Annotated in this window: 17 protein-coding genes, 1 other RNA gene and 1 pseudogene; 3 read left to right on the forward strand and 16 right to left on the reverse strand. The window is 72.1% G+C overall.

The features are described 5' to 3' along the window. Nucleotides 1–2: 2 nt before the first annotated feature. The 13 genes and pseudogenes from ACWAT2_RS11845 to ACWAT2_RS11905 all read right to left on the reverse strand — a co-directional run bounded on the left by ACWAT2_RS11845 (nt 3) and on the right by ACWAT2_RS11905 (nt 15,735). Nucleotides 3–419, reverse strand: a complete 417-nt coding sequence (locus ACWAT2_RS11845; RefSeq protein WP_402376173.1) for a RidA family protein — start codon at nt 417–419, stop codon at nt 3–5. Then, nucleotides 416–1,576, reverse strand: a complete 1,161-nt coding sequence (locus ACWAT2_RS11850) for an alanine racemase (RefSeq protein WP_402376169.1) — start codon at nt 1,574–1,576, stop codon at nt 416–418. The genes ACWAT2_RS11845 and ACWAT2_RS11850 overlap by 4 nt, the downstream gene beginning before the upstream one ends. After that, nucleotides 1,573–3,177 carry an N-acyl-D-amino-acid deacylase family protein gene (locus tag ACWAT2_RS11855; RefSeq protein ID WP_402376166.1) on the reverse strand — a complete coding sequence of 535 codons (1,605 nt, stop codon included), beginning with the start codon at nt 3,175–3,177 and terminating at the stop codon, nt 1,573–1,575. Before ACWAT2_RS11855 ends, ACWAT2_RS11850 begins: the two co-directional genes overlap by 4 nt. Then, complete coding sequence (locus ACWAT2_RS11860) at nt 3,174–4,934, reverse strand: beta-N-acetylhexosaminidase (RefSeq protein ID WP_402376165.1); 1,761 nt, start codon at nt 4,932–4,934, stop codon at nt 3,174–3,176. Before ACWAT2_RS11860 ends, ACWAT2_RS11855 begins: the two co-directional genes overlap by 4 nt. A 37-nt stretch (nt 4,935–4,971) precedes the next feature. Further along, nucleotides 4,972–6,702, reverse strand: a complete 1,731-nt coding sequence (locus tag ACWAT2_RS11865; RefSeq protein WP_402376162.1) for a BCCT family transporter — start codon at nt 6,700–6,702, stop codon at nt 4,972–4,974. A 125-nt stretch (nt 6,703–6,827) separates the two neighbouring features. Next, on the reverse strand, nt 6,828–9,371 hold the full coding sequence (gene hrpB, locus ACWAT2_RS11870) for an ATP-dependent helicase HrpB (RefSeq protein WP_402376159.1): 2,544 nt from the start codon (nt 9,369–9,371) through the stop codon (nt 6,828–6,830). 153 nt (nt 9,372–9,524) lie between these two features. Beyond that, nucleotides 9,525–9,891, reverse strand: a transfer-messenger RNA (tmRNA) gene (ssrA, locus tag ACWAT2_RS11875). Nucleotides 9,892–10,027: 136 nt separating this feature from the next. Further along, a complete protein-coding gene (gene smpB / locus ACWAT2_RS11880; RefSeq protein ID WP_402376156.1) occupies nt 10,028–10,531 on the reverse strand; it encodes an SsrA-binding protein SmpB in 504 nt (167 codons plus the stop codon). A gap of 106 nt (nt 10,532–10,637) precedes the next feature. Further along, on the reverse strand, nt 10,638–12,080 hold the full coding sequence (locus ACWAT2_RS11885) for a peptidoglycan DD-metalloendopeptidase family protein (protein ID WP_402376154.1): 1,443 nt from the start codon (nt 12,078–12,080) through the stop codon (nt 10,638–10,640). A gap of 4 nt (nt 12,081–12,084) precedes the next feature. Beyond that, the gene (gene ftsX / locus ACWAT2_RS11890; protein WP_402376152.1) at nt 12,085–12,996 is read right to left on the reverse strand and encodes a permease-like cell division protein FtsX; all 912 of its coding nucleotides are present in this window, start codon (nt 12,994–12,996) and stop codon (nt 12,085–12,087) included. A 294-nt stretch (nt 12,997–13,290) separates the two neighbouring features. After that, nucleotides 13,291–13,968 (reverse strand): annotated as a pseudogene (gene ftsE, locus ACWAT2_RS11895) (cell division ATP-binding protein FtsE); the annotation flags it as partial. Nucleotides 13,969–14,237: 269 nt separating this feature from the next. Further along, nucleotides 14,238–15,347 carry a peptide chain release factor 2 gene (prfB, locus tag ACWAT2_RS11900; protein ID WP_402376149.1) on the reverse strand — a complete coding sequence of 370 codons (1,110 nt, stop codon included), beginning with the start codon at nt 15,345–15,347 and terminating at the stop codon, nt 14,238–14,240. A gap of 22 nt (nt 15,348–15,369) precedes the next feature. Further along, the gene (locus ACWAT2_RS11905; protein WP_402376146.1) at nt 15,370–15,735 is read right to left on the reverse strand and encodes an ankyrin repeat domain-containing protein; all 366 of its coding nucleotides are present in this window, start codon (nt 15,733–15,735) and stop codon (nt 15,370–15,372) included. A 288-nt stretch (nt 15,736–16,023) separates the two neighbouring features. On the opposite strand from ACWAT2_RS11905, the gene ACWAT2_RS11910 reads away from it, so the two are divergent. From ACWAT2_RS11910 to ACWAT2_RS11920, 3 genes are all read left to right on the forward strand, one after another. Beyond that, a complete protein-coding gene (locus tag ACWAT2_RS11910; protein WP_402376143.1) occupies nt 16,024–16,320 on the forward strand; it encodes a putative glycolipid-binding domain-containing protein in 297 nt (98 codons plus the stop codon). A gap of 121 nt (nt 16,321–16,441) precedes the next feature. After that, the gene (locus ACWAT2_RS11915) at nt 16,442–16,972 is read left to right on the forward strand and encodes a helix-turn-helix domain-containing protein (protein WP_402376140.1); all 531 of its coding nucleotides are present in this window, start codon (nt 16,442–16,444) and stop codon (nt 16,970–16,972) included. Further along, nucleotides 16,969–17,655, forward strand: a complete 687-nt coding sequence (locus tag ACWAT2_RS11920; protein ID WP_402376138.1) for a nucleotidyl transferase AbiEii/AbiGii toxin family protein — start codon at nt 16,969–16,971, stop codon at nt 17,653–17,655. The genes ACWAT2_RS11915 and ACWAT2_RS11920 overlap by 4 nt, the downstream gene beginning before the upstream one ends. Nucleotides 17,656–17,707: 52 nt before the next feature. Here the strand turns inward: ACWAT2_RS11920 and ACWAT2_RS11925 are convergent, their stop codons facing one another. Genes ACWAT2_RS11925 through ACWAT2_RS11935 form a run of 3 tightly spaced genes read right to left on the reverse strand, consistent with a single transcriptional unit; the run spans nt 17,708 to nt 19,019 of the window. Continuing rightward, nucleotides 17,708–18,169, reverse strand: coding sequence for a hypothetical protein (locus ACWAT2_RS11925; protein ID WP_402376137.1), 462 nt, complete (start codon nt 18,167–18,169; stop codon nt 17,708–17,710). Beyond that, nucleotides 18,166–18,612 carry a pilus assembly protein gene (locus ACWAT2_RS11930; protein ID WP_402376134.1) on the reverse strand — a complete coding sequence of 149 codons (447 nt, stop codon included), beginning with the start codon at nt 18,610–18,612 and terminating at the stop codon, nt 18,166–18,168. Before ACWAT2_RS11930 ends, ACWAT2_RS11925 begins: the two co-directional genes overlap by 4 nt. Further along, nucleotides 18,609–19,019: a TadE family protein gene (locus ACWAT2_RS11935; RefSeq protein ID WP_402376132.1), complete on the reverse strand. Its 411-nt coding sequence runs from the start codon at nt 19,017–19,019 to the stop codon at nt 18,609–18,611. The genes ACWAT2_RS11930 and ACWAT2_RS11935 overlap by 4 nt, the downstream gene beginning before the upstream one ends. Between the last annotated feature and the right edge of the window lie 2 nt (nt 19,020–19,021).

Here is a 19,021-nt window from a genome sequence, read left to right on the forward strand (position 1 = left end):
CCTCAGGCAGCGGCGGAGGTCACCGCGAAGGCGTCGATCTCGATCAGCATCTCGGGGCGCGGCAGCCCGACCATCACGGTGGTGCGGCTCGGCAGCACGCCGGACGGGCAGTGCTGCGTCACGAAGGCGCCGTACGCCTCGTTCATGGCCGCGAAGTCGTCGCGCGACGTCAGGTAGACGCGCAGCATGACCACGTCGTCGAACGTCGCACCCGACGCCTCGACGATCGCACGCACGTTCTGCAGCGTCCGCGTGGTCTGGGCCGCGACGTCGCCCGGGAACAGGTACTCCCCCGTCGCCGGGTCGACCGGCCCCTGCCCGGACACCTGGACGAACGGCCCGGTACGCACGCCCTGATGGAAGGTGTGCGCCGGTGCGGGGGCGTCGGGCGTGCTGATCGCCGTCTTGGTCGTGGTCATCGATCCTCCGTGAGCTCGAACGTCAGGGTGCCGACGACGTCGTCGCCGTCGGTGAGCAGCCCCGTGCGGTACTTGTCGAACGTGGTGCACGGGTGCGAGATGCCGAACCCGACCACGTCGCCCGGGGCGAGGTCGTCGTCCGGGACGTGCAGGTAGGCGTGCTGGTCGTCGAGCGCGGTCACCCGCGCGTCCAGCGCTCGGGCAGGCCCGAGCCGGCCCGCGGCGTCCGTGCCCCGCGCGACCAGCGGCAGGGGCAGGTCGAGGTCGAACGAGACGTCGCGGCGCCCCATCCCGCACACCGCCAGGCCGGTCTCCGGCGCGGAGAGCACGGACGCCCACACGGTGATGGCTGGGCGCAACGAGGCGACCCCGAGCCGGGTCCACGGGTCGGCGTGCGCGTAGTGCCCGTGGTCGTGGGCGACGTAGGCACCGGAGCGGACCACGACGCGCGCTCCCGGCGCCACGGTCAGCCGGCGCACCACCACGTCCGCGAAGGCGCTGCCCCCGGCCGACAGGACCACCGGGCCGTCGACGAGGTGCGCGACGGCGGCGCCCGCCTCGCGCAGCAGGACGCACCAGCGCGCGACGGCGTCCAGCTCAGGCACCGAGGTCCCCCCGGCGACGGGCCCCTCGTAGCCGCTGACACCCACGAGCCGCAGCCCGGCGCCGGCGACCGCTGCGGCCAGCGCGGCGACGCCCGCGACCGTGCGGACGCCGGTGCGCCCGCCGTCGACCCCCAGCTCGACGAGCACTCCGAGGCGGCGGTGGGTGACGCCGTCGAACGCGTCGGCCAGCACCTCGACGCCACGGGCGGAATCCACGCAGACCCAGACCTCGTCGGCGTCGCCCGCGTCGAGCGCGGCCCGCAGCCGGGTGGCGTCGCGCGGGTCGACGAGCTCGTTGGCCAGGAGCACCCGCCGCGCGGAGCCCCACGCCAGGACCGCGCGGAGCTGGGCGGGCGTCGCGACCGTCGCCGCCCAGGCGCCCGCGGCGCGCTGCCGCTCCCACAGCCCACGGGCCATGTGCGTCTTGACGTGCGGGGCGTGCTCGACGCCGGCCGCCGCCAGCGCCGACGCCACGGTCGCGACGTTGTGCTCGACGGCGGCACGGTCGAGCGTCAGCAGCGGCCAGGACAGGTGCGGGTCGTCGATCCTCATGATGCTGTTCTCCCTCGGGCGGTGGGTCGCAGGCCGCGGCCGGGGCGGGCTCCGGTCAGCTCGCCGCCGGCGAGCACGGGGGTCCCGGCGACGAGCACGTCGTCGATCCCGACGGCGGGCGTGCGGGGGGCGTCGTACGTCGCGCGGTCGGTCACGGCGTCCGGGTCGACGAGCACCAGGTCGGCGACGGCGCCCGGGGCCACGCGCCCGCGGTCGGTCAGCCCGAACCTCCGCGCGGCGCGGGCCGCGAGGTGCTGGGCGGCGTCGTGCCAGGTCCAGTCGCCGGTGGCCCGTACCTGCTCGGCGAGGAAGCGGGCGAACGCGCCCCAGCCCCGCGGGTGCGGCCGTCCTTCGTCCGCGTGCCCGCCGACGGGCTGGTAGACGGCGTCCGAGCCGGCGAGGTGGGCGGGGTGGGCGGCCAGCGCGCGCACCGACTCCGCGGTCCCGGTCGGCGGCTGGGCGAACACGCAGCTCGCTCGCAGCCGTGAGGCGCGCAGCACCCGCAGGGCCGCCTCCGACGGCGGCACCCGCCAGCGCGCGGCCACGTCCACCAGAGCGTGCCCCGCCACGTCCCCCTCGCCCGGGTCGAGGCCGGGCACCCAGGCGAGGGTGACGCGCGGCCACAGCTCGTCCAGGTCCGCGAGGTGCGCGCGCAGCCGGACGCCGTGCTCCGGGTCGTCGATCGCGGCGAGGGTGGCGTCCGGGTCGGCGAGCGGCAGCCACGTGGGCAGTGCCACCATCGCGAGGATCGAGCAGCCCCGCAGGTACGGGTAGGAGTCGAAGGTGACGTCGAGGCCGTCCGCACGGGCCTCGTCGAGCAGCGCGGCGATCGGTCCGGCGGGGCCGTGCAGGTGCGAGACGTGGGTGGCGGCGCCGGTCGCGGCGGCGAGGCGGAACAGCTCGGTGAGCGCCGGACCGGCCTGGTCCTCGTAGCCGCGCATGTGGGAGACGTGCGGCAGCCCGTGCTCGGCGGCCACGGCGACGAGCGCGACGAGCTCGGCTTCCTGCGCCCACGCCGCCGGGACGTACTCCAGCCCCGTGGACAGCCCTACCGCCCCGTCGGCGAAACCCCGGCGGGCCAGGGCGACCATCTCGGCGGTCTCGGCCGCGGTCGCCGCCCGCTGCGCCGTGCCCATCACGGTCCGGCGCAGCGTGCCGTGCGGCACCAGCGCCGAGACGTTGACCGGGGTGGCGCCGTCGTAGGTGGCCAGCAGCTCCGCCACGGTGCCGCCGTCGAACCTCGGGTGCGCCCCGTCGATCCCGGCGAAGTACCGGGCGGCCCACGCGGCGCCGTCAGCCGACGACGGCGCGTACCCCACGCCGTCGGACCCGGTGACGATCGACGTGACGCCCTGCCGCAGCAGCGCGTGCTGGACGGCGGGGTCGTGCACCGCGCTGCCGCCGTGGACGTGCGCGTCGACGAATCCGGGCAGCGCGAGCCGGCCACCGCCGTCGAGCACCCGACCGGGACGGCGCGTGGTCGAAGGCTCGACCGACCGCACCGTGCCGCCGTCCAGCAGCACGTCGTGCGGTGCGGAGAGGCTCCCGTCCGGGCGGGGCAGCACCACGCCGCTGACGACGTCGACGGGCCGGTGACTCATGCGGGGGCTTCCGGCTCGGCGCCGTCGCGGCCGGCGACCCAGCCGCCCGCGCCCTCCCACCCGGCGGCCGCCCGCTCGGCCGCGAGGTCGCGCGGATAGCCCGCGACGCCCGGCCGCGTCTGCCACGGGAGCGGACCTCCCGGCGGGCGGAACTCCACGCCCGCCGCGGCGAGCCGCGGCAGGTGCGCGCTCTCGAGCCGTTCGAGGAACGCGTTGCCGGCCGGGCCGCCCACGTGCCGCGGCGCGGGGTCGGTGGTCCACACCGCCTCCGCGAAGGCCGCCAGCCGAGGGAAGGCCGCGTAGTCGATGCGCCGCGCCGAGTCGAGGTGCTCGGTCCACACCTGGGCCTGTGCGCCCAGGAGGGCACCGGGCAGCTCGGTGGGCAGGTCGGGCCGGGCGTCCCGTACGGCGGGCGGCAGCGGGTCGAACGCATAGACGTCCGCCGTGGTCCGGACGAACCCCACCGGGACGGGCTCGTCCGGACCGTCGGCGGCACGGTGGTCCAGGTAGACCTCCTGCTCGGGCGCCATGACGACGTCGTGCCCGGCAGCCATCGCGTCGAGTGCCACCGCGTGCCCGCGCCAGCACAGGACCACGGCGTCACGCGGCAGGTCGGGGCCGAACGCCTCGTCCCACACCACCGCCCGGCGCCCCCTGGCCCGCAGGTGGTCGGCGAGGCGGGCGACGAACCAGCCGTGCAGGCGGGCGACGTCCGGGGTGCCGTCGTCGGCGACGAGACCCAGCCCGGCGGCGCGGTCGACGACGTCGGGCCGTTCGCTCCACGCGGTGGTCGGCACCTCGTCGCCGCCGAGGGACACGAACGGTGCGTCGAAGACGCGGCACACCTCGTCGAGCACGTCCCGGAAGAACTCCAGCGTCGCCTCGGAGGGGTCGAGCACGTCGTCGCTGATCCCCCAGGTGGTCGAGACCTCGTGCGTGCCGGAGCGGGCGGCGAGCTCCGGGTAGGCCGCGAGCACGGCGCGCACGTGCCCCGGCACGTCGATCTCGGGGACCACCATGACACCGCGCTCGCGGGCGTAGCCGACGATCTCGCGCAGGTCGTCGGCGGTGTAGTACCCGCCGTGCGGGCGGCCGTCCGCGGTGCCGGTACGCCACGTGCCGACGGTGGACTCGCGGCGCCACGCGCCGACCTCGGTGAGTCGCGGGTACCGGTCGATCTCGATGCGCCAGCCCTGGTCGTCGGAGAGGTGGAGCTGGAGCACGTTCAGATGGTGCGCTGCGGCCTGGTCGACGAACCGCAGCACGTCGGCCTTCGGCAGGAAGTGCCGGGCGACGTCGAGCAGCACCCCGCGCCAGTGGTGGCGCGGCGCGTCCTGGAGGCGCACCGCCGGCAGCACGAACGGCGCCCCGGCCGACCGCCGGAACGCCTGGACACCGGCAAGCTGGCGCAGCGTCTGCGCGGCGGCGAACGCACCGGGCAGGTCGGCGGCGGTCACGTGCACGACGGCGTCGCTCACGTCGAGCGCGTAGGCACCGGCAGCGAGGGTTTCGTCGAGCACGAAGCGGACGGTTGCGACCGTGGCGCCGTCCTCGACCTCGTCCATGAGCGTCGCCGGGACGAGGTCGAGGCCGAAGCTCTCCTCGGTGACCCGGCGCCACCACCGTGCCGCCGGGGCGAGTGCTGGATGGGAAGCCACGCGGGAGCCGTCCGCCGGCGTGAGCTCGCCGGGGCGCGGCTCGGCCGAGGCGGGGCAGGGAACAGTAGGGACCGTCGTCGGCGGTGTGTCGTGCGGCACACCGTCACCCTAACGAATTGGGTAGCACTCCTGACAATCAGGGCTGACCGTTCGTGTCCTCGGGCGGCGCTTCCTCGACGGGTACCAGCGGTTCCTCGTCGGCACCGCGGTTGCGGCCCCGGCCCGCGACCTTCGGCCGGCCACGGGACTCAGCACGGTCGCGCTTGGCCAGGACGCCCGCGAACTGCGCCTCGATCGCCGCGCGGCGCTCCGAGGACAGGGACTTGATCATGGCGACCATCATGAGGAACACGAGGACGAAGATGGGCAGACCGATCACGGTGATGACCTGTTGGAGGGCCTCGAGGCCCTTCGCACCGGTGACTCCGCCGAGGATGATCAGCGAGGCGGCCAGCGCACCCTCGCTCACGCCCCAGAAGACGCGCTGACGCGTGGGGCCGGCGTCCGGGGTCCCCGCACAGAGCATGTCGACCACCAGGGACGCCGAGTCCGAGGAGGTGGCGAAGAACAGGGCGACCACCACCACGGCGATCCCTGAGATCAGCGTCGCAGCGGGAAACTGTTCGAAGAACGTGAACATCGCCAGGGCCACGTCCTCCGAGACCGCCTCGGAGATCACCCCGCCCGACCCGCCGATGCCGTCGATCTCCATCGCCGACCAGCCGAAGACGACGAACCACACCACCGTGAAGAGCGTCGGCGCGAGCAGCACGCCACCGACGAACTGACGGATGGTCCGCCCCTTCGAGATCCGCGCGAGGAACACGCCCATGAACGGCGCCCAGGTCACCGTCCAGGCCCAGTAGAAGACCGTCCAGTCGCCCTGCCAGCCCCAGCCGCCGTCCTTGGTGAACGGCGACATCGCGTCGTTCCAGAACGCCAGCCCTGTCAGGTCCTGCAGGTAGACGCCGATGCTCTGCGGGATCTGGCGCAGCAGGAACACGGTGTCACCGCTGATGAGGATGAAGATCATCAGTCCGACGGCCATGAGGATGTTGATGTTCGACAGGCGCTTCACGCCCTTGTCGAGCCCTGCGACGATAGAGATCACGGCCACCGCGGTGAGCACCGTGATGATGCCCACCTGGAGAAGGGTGCTGTTCTCGATGTTCGGCAGCAGGTGGTTGATGCCGGCGCCGATCTGCGAGGTACCCAGGCCCAGCGACACCGCCAGACCGAACAGCGTGCCGAGCACCGCGAAGATGTCGATCGTCCGGCCGATCGGTCCGTGGATCCGCTCCTTGAGGAACGGGTAGAACACCGAGCTGACACGCAGCGGGAGGTCGTACCGGTAGACGAAGTAGCCGAACGCGAGGCCCGGCAGCGTGAAGATGGTCCAGGTGTGCAGTCCCAGGTCGTACAACGAGACCGACATCGCGTCCTCGGCCGCCTCCGCCGAGTACGGCTCCACCCCCGCGAACGGAGGCGTACCGAAGTGGGAGATCGGTTCGGCGACGCCCCAGAACATCAGCACCGTGCCGATCCCGCCGGCGAACAGCATCGCGAACCACGACAGGTTCCCGTACTCCGGCCGGGCGTCGTCCGGCCCGAGCCGCAGGTGACCGTAGCGGCTCAGCGCGACCCAGGCCAGGAACAGCAGCCAGACCGTCACGCCGAGGATGAAGAACCAGCCCAGGTTGGTGACGATCCACTCGCGCGCGCTCCCGAACGCCGACCCGATCGGCGCGGGGAAGATCATCAGCACGACGAGGAACAGCACCATCAGTGCGGCCGAGACGAAGAAGATGATCGGATCGGTCCGCAGACCCAGCCGCCTCGCGACGACGTCGAGCTTTCCCTCGGCCATGGCTACCACTCCCCTGTGACGATCATCACGTCCCACCCTGAAGGTGGTGGAGTCGATAGTCCAGCACCGGGCCGCTCCCCGCGCGTCGTGAGGCGCCGGACGCGGTCTGTCGGCGCGCCGCGGCCTCAGCCGCGCGAGGCCTTCCTGGTCCGGCTCGTCGCGCTGGCGGCCGCCGGGTCCTCCGGCCACGGGTGCTTGGGATACCGCCCGCGCAGCTCGGCCCGGACCTGCGGATACCCCGTGCGCCAGAACCCGGCGAGATCGGCGGTCACGGCGGCCGGCCGACGAGCCGGCGAGAGCAGCTCCAGGACCAGCGCCACACGGCCCCCGGCCAGGGCGGGGGCGCCCTGCCAGCCGAACACCTCCTGGATCCGGACGGCCAGGACAGGACGGTCCGGGTCGGAGTAGTCGACACGCAGGGCCGAGCCGGTGGGGACGACGACGCGCTCGGGGGCGAGCACGTCGAGCCGGGCGGCCTCGGGCCACGGGAGCAGCCGGCGCAGCGCCGTCGTCGTGTCCAGGCGGCGCAGGTCCCGGGCCGTCCTCACCCGGTCGAGGTCCGGCCCGAGCCACTCGGGCACACGATCCTCCAGCGCCGCGTCGGAGACGTCCGGCCACGGTTCGCCGAGTGCCGCGTGCAGGAACGCCAGCCGACGCCGCAGCGAGATGGCTGCCGGAGGCCACGGCACCAGGTCGAGCCCTTCCGTGCGCAGGCCCTGCTGCACCGCTGTGGCGACCAGATCCGCCGGAGGGTGGGTCAGGGGCTCCGCGGACAGCTCGATCGCCCCGAGTCGCGCCACGCGGCGTGACACCAGCCGGCCGTCCCGCCACGCGACGTCGTCCACCGTGCCCAGCAGCCCGGCAGCCGCGTCGCTGGCGGTGGCCTCGTCGATCGGCACCGCCGACCGGACGAGGGCGTCGGGCTGCCCGGGTGACCGGGTCGCCTCCGCGACGGCGAGCCACTCGCTGCCGGCCAGGGCGCCCCCGGACAGGCGCGCGCCCGCTCCCCCGGCCATGAGGTACCGGTCGGACCCGGGCCGCCTGCGGGCGATGCGGTCGGGATGGGCCAAGGCCGTCACGGTCCCGACAGCGAGGTCCAGACTCATCCCCGGCACACCGGACACCTTCCCGGCCCGGCCGACGCGCGAACCTCGGCCCGGTCGCGAGGCGATCCGCTCCCAGCGGTCCGCCTCGCGCCTCCACGAGCCGCCTCGCCCCGGTGCGGAGCGCAGGCGGCGCAGCGCCGCCGTCAGGTCGACGTCGCTCGGGCCGCCGTCGGCAGCGAGCAGGGCGACCGTCTCCGCCGCGACGCGGGGGCCGACCACCGCCGCGCCGTCGAGCAGCGCCCGTGCCAGCCGAGGGTCCATACCGACCGCAGCGATCTCCCGCCCGCGCGCGGTGACGGAGCCGTCGGACGTCACGGCGCCGAGCTCGGCGAGGACGGCGTGAGCGGCCTCCGCGGCAGCGGGCGGTGGCGCGTCCAGCAGTGCGAGCCCTCGCCCGCCCGGTGCACCCCACACGGCGAGCTCGAGCATCGGGCCGGTCAGGTCCGCGGTGAGGATCTCGGGTCGGGGGTGGCGCACCATCTGGGCGTGCTCACCCTCGGACCAGCACCGGTACACCGCCCCGGGGCCCTGGCGCCCGGCCCGTCCGGCGCGCTGCTCGGCGGCGGCCCGGCTCACGCTGACGGTGACGAGCCCGGCCAGACCACGGTGGTGGTCGGTGCGAGGCTCGCGGGCGAGTCCGGCGTCCACCACGACCCGGACGCCCGGGACGGTGAGCGAGGACTCCGCCACCGCCGTGGAGACGACGACGCGCCGCCGGGACGTCGCCTGCAGCGCACGGTCCTGCTCCCGTCCCGGCAGCCGGCCGTGGAGCGGCAGCACGTCGGCATCAGGCCACGCCGCGCGGGCGCGCCGCACCACGTCGTCGACCTCCCGCGCACCGGGAAGGAAGACCAGGACGTCACCGGTCTGCTCCCGCAGAGCCCGTCCCAGGACGTCGGTGACATGGCCGAGGAACTCGCGACCGGTACCCGCCGGTGTCAACCGCGGTGCCGAGCGCGGCGTCGGGCACCACACGGTCGAGACCGGGTGGAGAGCCCCGGACACCGTCACGACCGATGTGCCGGCCCCGAGCAGGTCCGCGACCCGGCCCGCCTCGACCGTGGCCGACATGGCCACGACGGCGAGGTCGTCGCGCAGCGCCGCACGGACCTCGACCAGCATGGCGAGCAGGAGGTCGGCATCGACCTGTCGCTCATGGATCTCGTCGAGCACGACGGCGCTCACGCCCGGGAGCTCCGGGTCGTGCTGCAGGCGGCGCAGCAGGGTGCCGGCGGTCACGAACTCCACGAGGGTCTCGGGACCGGTCTGCCGATCCCCACGCACCGAGAAGCCGGCCGTGCGGCCCACCGGCTCGCCGAGGAGGTCGGCAAGCCGGCGAGCGCCGGCGCGGGCGGCGATCCGACGCGGCTGCGTGACGACGACACGGCCGCCCAGGGCGACGGCGAGCGCGGGTGGGACCAGGGTGGTCTTCCCGCTTCCCGGCGGGGACTGCAGCACCGCAGACCCGGAGGCCCGCACCGCCGCGTCCAGCTCGCCGAGCCCGTCGACGACCGGCAGCGTCGGTGGGGCGGCGAGGAGGTCGACGAGTGCGGACACGGACATGCGCACCAGTGTGACGCGCCCGGCGCACGCGGCTCGACCGGGTCCACGGATCGCCCTCGCCGCCCGGGCTCGGAAGACAGCCGTGCCCGAAACACCACAAGGCCCGGACTCCTGCCGGCGAGTTCGCTGGCAAGTGTCCGAGCCTTGTGCACGGGGTGGAGCTGCCGGGAATCGAACCCGGGTCCGGTGACGCTGTTCCAGGACTTCTCCGGGCGCAGTCTGCTGTGATTTTCTCGGCCCCCACACTCACGCAGACAAGGTGTGGACGGGCCCAGTCGTCGAGAAGTCCCCGCAGCCCCGACGACGAGGACTGCGAGCAGTGGCTCTCTAGATGACGTGAGCTACCGGGCCGAGAGCAATCCCGGGCTCACGGACTTCGAGGCTCGCTCAGGCGGCGAGGGCGAAGTCGGTGCGCTTGTTATCGGCACCTATAGGTTTGCAGGCATCGTTCACGAGATGAGCCTGCCTCCTCGGCCCGCTTCTCCTGGAATCACGACCACCGTCGAAACCGATCAGCCCCTGTGGTGTTGTCAAAGCCCGCACCCCCACCTGCCCCGACGTGCTGGGACGTGGTGGTCCGGGTGCGACCAGTCTAGATCATCAACCGGGCGGGCCGCGGGTTTATTTCGGTGGCCGGCCCGGTCGGGTGGGAGCCGTCAGCTCAGGAGCTCCTTCTGGCGCATCGCCCGCTGCGCCTCGCGCACGTCCTGCTTCTCACGCAGGCTCTGCCGCTTGTCGTACTCCTTCTTGCCTCGGGCCAGGGCGATCTCCACCTTGGCCCGGCCGTCCAGGAAGTACAGCCGCAGCGGCACGATCGTGTGCCCCTTCTCCCGCGACTTCACGCCCAGGCGGTCGATCTCGTCGCGGTGGAGCAGGAGCTTGCGCTTGCGGCGCGGCGTGTGGTTGTTCCACGTCCCTTGGAAGTACTCCGGGATGTGGACGTTCTCCAGCCACGCCTCGCCATGATCGATCGCGACGTAACCGTCCAGCAGCGACGCGCGCCCCATGCGCAGCGCCTTGACCTCGGTCCCCGACAGGACGATGCCGGCCTCGAAGACGTCCTCGATCGTGTAGTCGTGGCGCGCCTTCTTGTTGTTCGCCACGACCTGGCGGGGGTCGTCCGACTTCTTCTTCTTGGCGCCCTTGGCCTTGGTGGACACGGCTCCTCCTCCCTGGTCGTGGTACCGCAGCGTCTCAGGATACGCGGCCGACGGCGGGGGTCCAGGTGTTTCCGCGCTCGGCGATCAGGGGGGTGGCGCGCGCCGGTCAGTTCAGCCAGCCGCCCATCGGGTCCACCGTGCCGCCGTTGACGTACACCTCGAAGTGGAGGTGGCACGCCGTCGAGCTCCCGGAGGTACCCGAGTAGCCGATGATCTCGCCCTTGCTGACCTTCTCCCCCACGCCGACGACGTCGCGCGACAGGTGCAGGTAACGGCTCATGACGTTGTCGCCCTTGTGCCGGCCGTGGTTGATGAGCACGTTGTTGCCCGGGCCGCTGCCGTAGTACGCCTGCTCGACGTACCCGCTCTGGGCGGAGTAGATCGGGGTGCCGCAGTAGGAGCGGATGTCCGTCCCGGCGTGCAGCCGCCACGCGTTGTAGATCGGGTGGAAGCGCTGACCGTACGAGCTGGTCACCACGTGGTAGTTCGTCGGCCACCCCAGGAACGGGCCGGAGGACCCGCCACCGCCGGAGCTGGACCCGCCTCCGCCTCCACCGCCGCCGGAGTTCGATCCGCCGCCACCGCCGGAGTTCGATCCGCCGCCACCGCCGTTGCCCTTGTTGGCCTTGCGGTCGGCCTCGCGCTGCTTGCGCTCCTCGGCCTCACGCCGCTTGCGCTCCTCCTCGAGACGGCGGTCCCGCTCCTCCTGCTTGACGATGATCTGCTGGATCTCGTCCTTGAGGGCCGCGCGCTGCGCCTCGTTCTCCTCGAGCTCGGCGACGGTCTCGTCGCGCCGCTCCTCGATGGTCGCCTTGAGCTGCTTCTGCTCCTCGATGAGCTGCTCCACCTCGGCCTTGCGCTCCGCCGCGTCCCGCTCCGCCTTCTCGGCGACGAGGACGTTCGCGTCCGCCTCCGCCTTGAGCTCGGTGATGGTCTCGCGGATCGCGGCGAGGCGCGCCTCCTGGTTGCGCGCCACCGTCTCCGCCTCCTGCAGCTCGGCGACGGCGCGGGACTGGCTGCGCGCGGCCGACGAGTTGACGGCCACGTCCTCGAGGAACTCCCGCGTGGACTGGGCGCCCGTCACGAGCCCCAGCGTGCTGACGTCGTCACCTCGGCGGTATGCCTCCCGAGCCATGGCCACGACGTCGGTGCGGGCCTCCTCGGCCTTGCCCTCCCCGGCCGCGATCTCCTCGGAGATCCGGGCCTCCTCGTCCTCGGCGTCGGCGAGGCGCTGGGCGAGCACCTCCGCCTTGCGTCGCGCCTCGGCGAGCGTGGCCTGGGCCTCGGCCAGCTCCGCCTGGGCGACGGGCAGGCGTGCCTCGACGGTGTTGAGGTCGAGCACGGCCTGGGCGAACTCGGCGTTCGTGTCCTCGAGAGCGACCTCGAGCTCTTCGCGCTCAGCGTCCTTCTCGGCCTTCTCCCGCTCGGCGGCGGCTCGCTGGTCGTCGATCTCGTCGGAGAGCGCGGGCGCGGACGGCCCGAGCACGAGCAGGCCGACGACGGCGGCACCGACGATCCGGCGCAGGCGGGAGGCGGGACGGCGGGTCACGGGATCACACCCTCGTGTATCGGTGCAGAGTGACGACGGAGGACACCACGGCGAGCGCGACGGCGACACCGAGGAGCAACGGTGCGATGGCGAGCACGTCGGCGGTCGTGACGTAGTTGACCCAGTCGACGGACTGGGCGAGCCAGTCGACCACCAGGTACTGCACGGCGAGCCAGAGCCCGCCCACGGCGAGCACGGCGCCGACCAGCGCGGCGATGGCGCCCTCCAGCATGAAGGGGAGCTGGACGAACAGGTTCGATGCACCCACGAGTCGCATGATGCCTGTTTCTCGCCGTCTCGACACGGCGGAGAGCCGGATCGTGGTGGTGATCAGCAGTGCTGCGGCCAGGAGCATGACGGCGGCGAGGCCGACGGCGACGAGGGACGCGCGGTTCAGCGCGAGGAAGAGTGGTTCGAACGCGGCGCGCTGGTCCTCGATCACCTCGACGCCGTCACGGCCGCTGAGGACCTCGTCGACCACCTGGTACTGCTCGGGGTCGGCGAGCTGGAGCCGGTAGGACGCCTGCATGTCGTCCTCGGTGAGCTGCGTGCCCTGGTAGCCGTCCGGGTAGCGGGCCTCGAACGCCTCGAACGCCTCCGCCTTCGACTCGAAGTACGTCGTCGCGACCACGTCGCCGAGCTCGGTGTCGATGGCCCGTTCGATGGTGGCGATCTGCTCCTCGGTGGCCTCGCCCTCCGCGCACGTCGGCTCCGTGGACCCCTCGGGACACAGGAAGACGGACACCTCGACGAGGTCGTACCAGTCGCCCTTCAGCTTGGTGACCTGCGCCTGCAGGAGCGCTGCGGCGCCCACGAACGTGAGGGAGACGAACGTGACGAGGATGACGGAGATCACCATCGTGGCGTTGCGCCGCAGACCCTGGAGGACCTCGACGAGGATGAACTGCAGCCGCACCGCTCAGGCCTCCTCGTGCCCGGTACCGGCCCAGGACATCGCACGACGGGACCGGCGCGACGGGAGCTCGGAGGTGTCGGGCTCCCCGGTGCCGTCCTCGGGCGGTGCCTTCTGCGAGCCGTCGTGCTCGAACGCGCCCTGCTCGACGGCGGCCTCTGCCGCCTCCTCGGCGGCCACGTCGCCCGGCTCGGGCTGGACGACGATCCGTGGCGTGGCGCCGCGGCGCGGGACGCCGCGGCCGGGGGCGTCCAGCACGGGAGCCGGGCCGACCAGCGGGAGGATGTCCTCCCGCCGGCCGTACTGGGCGTCGGCCTCGTCACGCACCACGCTCCCGGTGGAGAGCTCGACCACGCGGCGGCGCATCTCGTTGACGATCTCGTCGTCGTGCGTCGCCATGACCACGGTGGTGCCGGTGCTGTTGATCCGGTCCAGGAGGCGCATGATGCCCAGCGACGTCGTCGGGTCGAGGTTCCCCGTGGGTTCGTCGGCGAGCAGGATCTGCGGTCGGTTGACGAAGGCTCGCGCGATCGCGACCCGCTGCTGCTCGCCGCCCGAGAGCTCGTGGGGGCGGCGCTTCTCCTTGCCGTCCAGGCCGACCCACTCCAGCACCTCCGGCACGGTGGTGCTGATGGTGTGCCGCGGGCGCCCGATCACCTGCAGCGCGAAGGCCACGTTCTCGTAGACGTTCTTGTTGGGCAGGAGCCGGAAGTCCTGGAAGACCATCCCGATGCCGCGCCGCAGCGAGGGCACCTTCCAGCCGGACAGCCGGGTGAGGTCGCGGCCGGCCACGTAGACCCGCCCGCCGGTGGGCCGCTCCTCGCGCAGCACCAGCCGCAGGAACGTCGACTTGCCGGAGCCGGAAGCGCCCACGAGAAAGACGAACTCACCACGCTCGACGTCGACGGAGACCTCGTCGAGCGCCGGCCTCGCCCCCCTGGCGTAGACCTTCGAGACGTTCTCGAACCTGATCACTGCGTGCCCCTCCCCCCGGCGGGCACCACTCGACTCGGGTGCTCGCCTGGTTGAGAGTCGCACGACGGCGCTGCCCGCCCGACGGAGGACACGCCGGTAGGTCGAGGGTCGAGTTGTTGCTTGGCGCAACAACGGACAAACCGCGGAAATCCGCCAAACGCCGAGGTAGTACCCATTCCGCCGAGGGAGAGCGGCGCCCCGCGAGGTAGTACCGGATCGGCCGAGGTAGTACGCGACGCCGCGAGGTAGTGGGCGCGGTCGCGCTCAGGTCAGCTCTCGCCACCCGAGCGACGCCAGCGGATGCCGGCCTCGATGAACTCGTCGATCGCGCCGTCGAACACGTTCTGCGTGTTGCCGGACTCGTGCTCGGTGCGCAGGTCCTTGACCATCTGGTACGGGTGCAGCACGTAGGACCGCATCTGGTCGCCCCAGGACGCCTTGATGTCCCCGGCCATCTCCTTCTTCTTCGCGGCCTCCTCCGCCTGGCGGATCAGCAGCAGGCGCGACTGCATGACGCGCAGCGCGGCGGCGCGGTTCTGGATCTGCGACTTCTCGTTCTGCATCGACACGACGGTCCCCGTGGGGATGTGCGTCATGCGCACGGCCGAGTCCGTGGTGTTCACCGACTGGCCGCCCGGGCCCGAGGAGCGGAAGACGTCGATCTTGAGCTCGTTCTCCGGGATCTCGATCGAGTCGGTCTGCTCGATGAGCGGGATCACCTCGACCGCGGCGAACGACGTCTGCCGGCGGCCCTGGTTGTCGAACGGCGAGATGCGGACCAGGCGGTGCGTGCCGGCCTCGACCGACAGGTGACCGAACGCGTACGGCGTGTCGACCTCGAACGTCGCCGACTTCAGCCCGGCCTCCTCCGCGTAGGAGGTGTCCATGACCTTGGTGGGGTAGCCGTGGCGCTCGGCCCAGCGCAGGTACATGCGCATGAGCATCTCGGCGAAGTCCGCCGCATCGACGCCACCGGCACCGGCACGGATCGTCACGACGGCGGCACGGGCGTCGTACTCACCGTTGAGCAGCGTGCGGACCTCGAGCGACCGCAGGTCCTTGCGGATCGCCTCGACCTCGGCCTGTGCCTCGTCGAGGGAGTCGGCGTCCTCCATCTCGTTGCCGAGCTCGACGAGCGTCTCGACGTCGTCGATCCGGCTGCCGAGCCGCTTCACCCGCTCGAGCTCGCTCTGCGCGTGGGACAGGGCTGACGTGACCTTCTGCGCGTTGTCCTGGTCGTCCCACAGGTCCGGCGAGGCCGCCTGGTCGGACAGCATCTCGATCCGCTCCTGCAGCTCAGCGGGGTCGCTCACCGACTCGATGGTCTTGAGGGTGGAGCGGAGCGCCTTGATCTCGGCGGGAAAGTCGATGGTGGCCACGATGTTCAAGCCTACCTGCCGCTCAGGAGGCTCCCGGCAGGGTCCGTCCGAACATCGCGGCCGTCGCCCGGGCGCTCGGCTCTCCCGCGTCGACGTCGGCGCCGGCGTCGATCAGGGCCTCGATGACGGCGGGTTCGCCCTTGAAGACGGCCCCGGCCAGCGGCGACTGACCACGATCGTTCAAGCGGTTCACGTCGGCACCGCGCTCCGCCAGCCCGCGCACCAGCTCCGCGTGCCCGTGGTACGCGGCGAGCATGAGCAGCGTGTTGCCCTGGGCGTCGGCATGATCGGCCGGGACGCCGGCGTCGACGAACTCGAGCAGCAGGCTCTCACCGGCACGGGCGAGGTCGAACATCTGGTCCAGGTCGACGGGAAGCTTGTCGTTCATGGGCGCCAGTATGGCGTCTGCACGATGGCGCGACTCATCCGGCACTTCGCCGACCGGTGGGGAGTAGCCCGGGCGGGGTGACGGACTGGATGTAGGAGTCGAGGTCCCCGATGATCAGAAGCGCCAACCACTGATCGCTCTCGAGGACCTCGACCTTGTCCAACGCTACGGGGTGCGCTGGCCAGAGTGGTGTAGCGCGGTCGCTGGGGTCGTCTTCGACGAGACTTAGAGCGGCCACCGCGTAAGCGAACCCTTCACAGCACTCACGATGAGCGAGTCTCGGACATAGTGGTCGAGCAGTCCTCCGCGAGGGCCTCGCCAAGCAGGCCAGTAGGGTCGACAAACACGCTGCCGATCCGTCGGCTCGGGCTGGCGGTCGGCGAGTTCGCGGACATCGTGACGGTGTACGTGGACCACGAGTCGTTCACGGTCACCACCGACCCGCAGCGGTACACCCGACTCACCACCGACCGGTACCTGTACGAGTCCCGCGACGGCGACTTCCGGCGTGAGATCACCGTGGACGGCGACGGGCTCGTCGTCGACTATCCGGGCCTGTTCGAGCGCGCATCGCGAAGTGGCTGACGCGCACGCCGCCGACAGGCGCAGGCGCTCGTCCCGGCGCTGCGAGGGCATGTCCGAGGAGCGGCAAGCCGCACGGGTGGCGCGCTTGCCCGCTGATTATCCGGAGGGATACCGTATCCATATGGATACTCTCACCGCTGGTCGCCTGGTGCGCGAGGCGCGCTCACGCGCTGGCGTCAGTGCGCGGGAACTCGCCGAGCGAGCTGCGACGTCGCGGACCGCCATCTCGGCATATGAGAACGACCGCAAGATACCGACGGCCGACACACTGCTTCGGCTTCTGCGTGCGGCCGGAACGGATGTCGCGCTTGCGGACACGGCCCCGACATTCAGGCGCCACGACATCGGTCGCGGCCGCTACGTGTGGGTACCCGACCGTCTTCCCCGCCTCGATACGGCGGAAGCACTGCGCACCGTCAAGATCCCACGCCGCATCTTCTGGTCGTCCCACCGCGACTCCTTCGACCTGTCCGTCCCGGACGACCGTGCCGAGGTCTACGCGGCGGTGCTCAGCGAGGGTGAACCGGCAGACATCCTCCGGCTCGTTGACGGCTTGCTCCTCTCCGAGATGTGGGATCGCATGTGGTTGCCACCGGCGGTCCGCAAGGCTTGGCAGCCACTGGTGGACGCCGCGCGGACGATTCCCGCATGACCGGACAGCCCGATCCGCAGGCGAAGGACGAGGTCCTCACGACCACCGAGACGCACGAAACCCTGTCGCAGGCACACGTCGCCGTGGCGACTGCATTCTTCGACCTGGCGTCCTCGCGAGGCTTCATGGTCGTCGGTGGCTCGGCGCTGATCGCCAGAGGTGACGTCTCTCGGACGACGGATGACCTCGACCTCTTCACCGCGCCCGGCGCGGGTAGCATCGAAGAAGCAAGTCGAGAGCTCATCGCGACCGCGACCGCCCACGGCTGGGTGGCCGAGACCGTGCGTTCGAGCCCGACGTTCGTGCGACTCTTGCTGACCGTCGGCGGCGACGAACTCGTTGTCGATCTGGCCGTCGATGCGCCGCCTCTGACCGTTCCGACGCTGACCGTCCTCGGTCCCACCATCACGGTGGAAGAGAGTGCAGGGCAGAAGATGCTCGCACTGTTCGGCCGGGCTGCCCCGCGCGACTTCGTCGACGTCTACGCGCTCGCAGCGTGTTTCACGCGGGACGACCTCATCGGTCTCGCTCGAGAGCGTGCCCCCGGCTTCGATACCAGTGTGCTGCGCGAGATGTTCGGAGAGCTCGACCGGCTGGGCGATAGTCGACTGCCCTTGCGCGCCGATCACGTCAGCAAGCTCCGCACGTTCTTCGGTGATTGGCGACAGGAGCTGGCCACCTGAGGCTACTCGCGCACCCGAATGCCGACGACGTGCCGGTGGCGGCTCTGGTCGACTATCCGGCTCGCGCGGCCGCCGTCGCGGTCACCGTGATGCCGCCACCGAACGAATCAGTGAACCACCGGATCAGCGGCGGATGAGACCTCGCCACCAGGCTCACACGCGCGCCACGTCCGTCCGGGCTGACCGCCTCGACGACCTGGACGTCCCGCAGACCGGGCGACGTCGAAGCCGGCTGACGCGCGAGGTGCTCCCCCACCGCGCGCCGGACGTCGCCGTCGGACAACGTCAGTGTGCCGGCTGCCCCGGGCTTGCCCACGTTCTCGAGGTCGTAGTAGGTGGCCTCGCGCATCGAGTCGGCACCGGCGACGGCCAGGGAGTCGGCGAGGTCGAACAGGTGCTTGCGGTCGAGGTGCACCGACGCCGCGGAAGCCACCATCCCGACCAGCATCAGCCCGACGGCGACGAACCCTGCCGTGAGCAGCATGATGCGCCCATCCTCCCGCGCCCCGGTCATGGCCGCACCGCCACATGCTCCTCGACGGGCGCCACGTGAGCCGCCTCGACCGGGACCGCCAGCGGCACCCATCCGCGCAGCCCGGCGGGCACGAGGGGCAACGGGACCTCGTAGCGCACGGAGACGCCGATCGTCGCGCCCGGCGTCAGGCACGGGTCGGCGGAGCACTCCACCGTCAGCAGCTCCGCGCCGTCCACGTCGAAGCCCTGATCGCCCAGCGCGAGGCGGGTCGCGGCCGCCGCTCGCGCCGTGCCCTCGGACGACGAGTCGGCGGTGACCACCGCCCTCGACGCCTCACGAGCCGCACCCTCGACCGCGAACGCCGCGGCATGCACCTGGGCCAGGGCCACGACGAGGTAGACCAGCGGCACCAGGAGGAGCACGCTGACGCCCAGGAACTCCACCACGGCTGCACCAGACTCAGGGTCGCGTCGCTCGGTCATGCCGCCTCCTCCAGGGCATGGCCGGAGACGGTCATCGCCCCCGACGGTCCCAGCACCCCGACCACCGGCAGCGGCGCGCGCACCGTCACCTCGACGACGGCGAGGCCCTCTTGCACGGTGTCCCGTGCGACCACCTGGTCCGCATACCGGCTGCCGAGAGAAGCCGACAGCAGATCCCGGGTCCGCTGTGCGCCCGAGGCGAGGTCACGGTCTGCGCGAGCCGCCACCCGCGCCCCCTCGGCCGCGGCGTCGATCGTCAGTGCACGGACGTGCAGCGCGAGGGTCACCTGGACCACGCCGAGGAACAGGGCGAGCAGCAGCGCGGAGATCATCGCGAACTCGGCGACCGCCGACCCTCGCTCGCCGTCCGTCGCCGACGAGGGCTCGACCCCCGAACCGGCCGTCACGG

The sequence above is a fragment of the Isoptericola sp. GX10416 genome (assembly GCF_056590155.1).

Bases quoted from the DNA above. Each gene is read 5' to 3' on its own strand.
- ACWAT2_RS11905 (WP_402376146.1), bottom strand. From the start codon at position 15,735: ATGAACGACAAGCTTCCCGTCGACCTGGACCAGATGTTCGACCTCGCC.
- ACWAT2_RS11925 (WP_402376137.1), bottom strand. From the start codon at position 18,169: ATGACCGGGGCGCGGGAGGATGGGCGCATCATGCTGCTCACGGCAGGG.
- ACWAT2_RS11855 (WP_402376166.1), bottom strand. From the start codon at position 3,177: ATGAGTCACCGGCCCGTCGACGTCGTCAGCGGCGTGGTGCTGCCCCGC.
- ACWAT2_RS11865 (WP_402376162.1), bottom strand. From the start codon at position 6,702: ATGGCCGAGGGAAAGCTCGACGTCGTCGCGAGGCGGCTGGGTCTGCGG.
- ACWAT2_RS11930 (WP_402376134.1), bottom strand. From the start codon at position 18,612: ATGACCGAGCGACGCGACCCTGAGTCTGGTGCAGCCGTGGTGGAGTTC.
- ACWAT2_RS11920 (WP_402376138.1), top strand. From the start codon at position 16,969: ATGACCGGACAGCCCGATCCGCAGGCGAAGGACGAGGTCCTCACGACC.
- ACWAT2_RS11915 (WP_402376140.1), top strand. From the start codon at position 16,442: ATGGATACTCTCACCGCTGGTCGCCTGGTGCGCGAGGCGCGCTCACGC.
- hrpB (WP_402376159.1), bottom strand. From the start codon at position 9,371: ATGTCCGTGTCCGCACTCGTCGACCTCCTCGCCGCCCCACCGACGCTG.
- ACWAT2_RS11845 (WP_402376173.1), bottom strand. From the start codon at position 419: ATGACCACGACCAAGACGGCGATCAGCACGCCCGACGCCCCCGCACCG.
- ACWAT2_RS11850 (WP_402376169.1), bottom strand. From the start codon at position 1,576: ATGAGGATCGACGACCCGCACCTGTCCTGGCCGCTGCTGACGCTCGAC.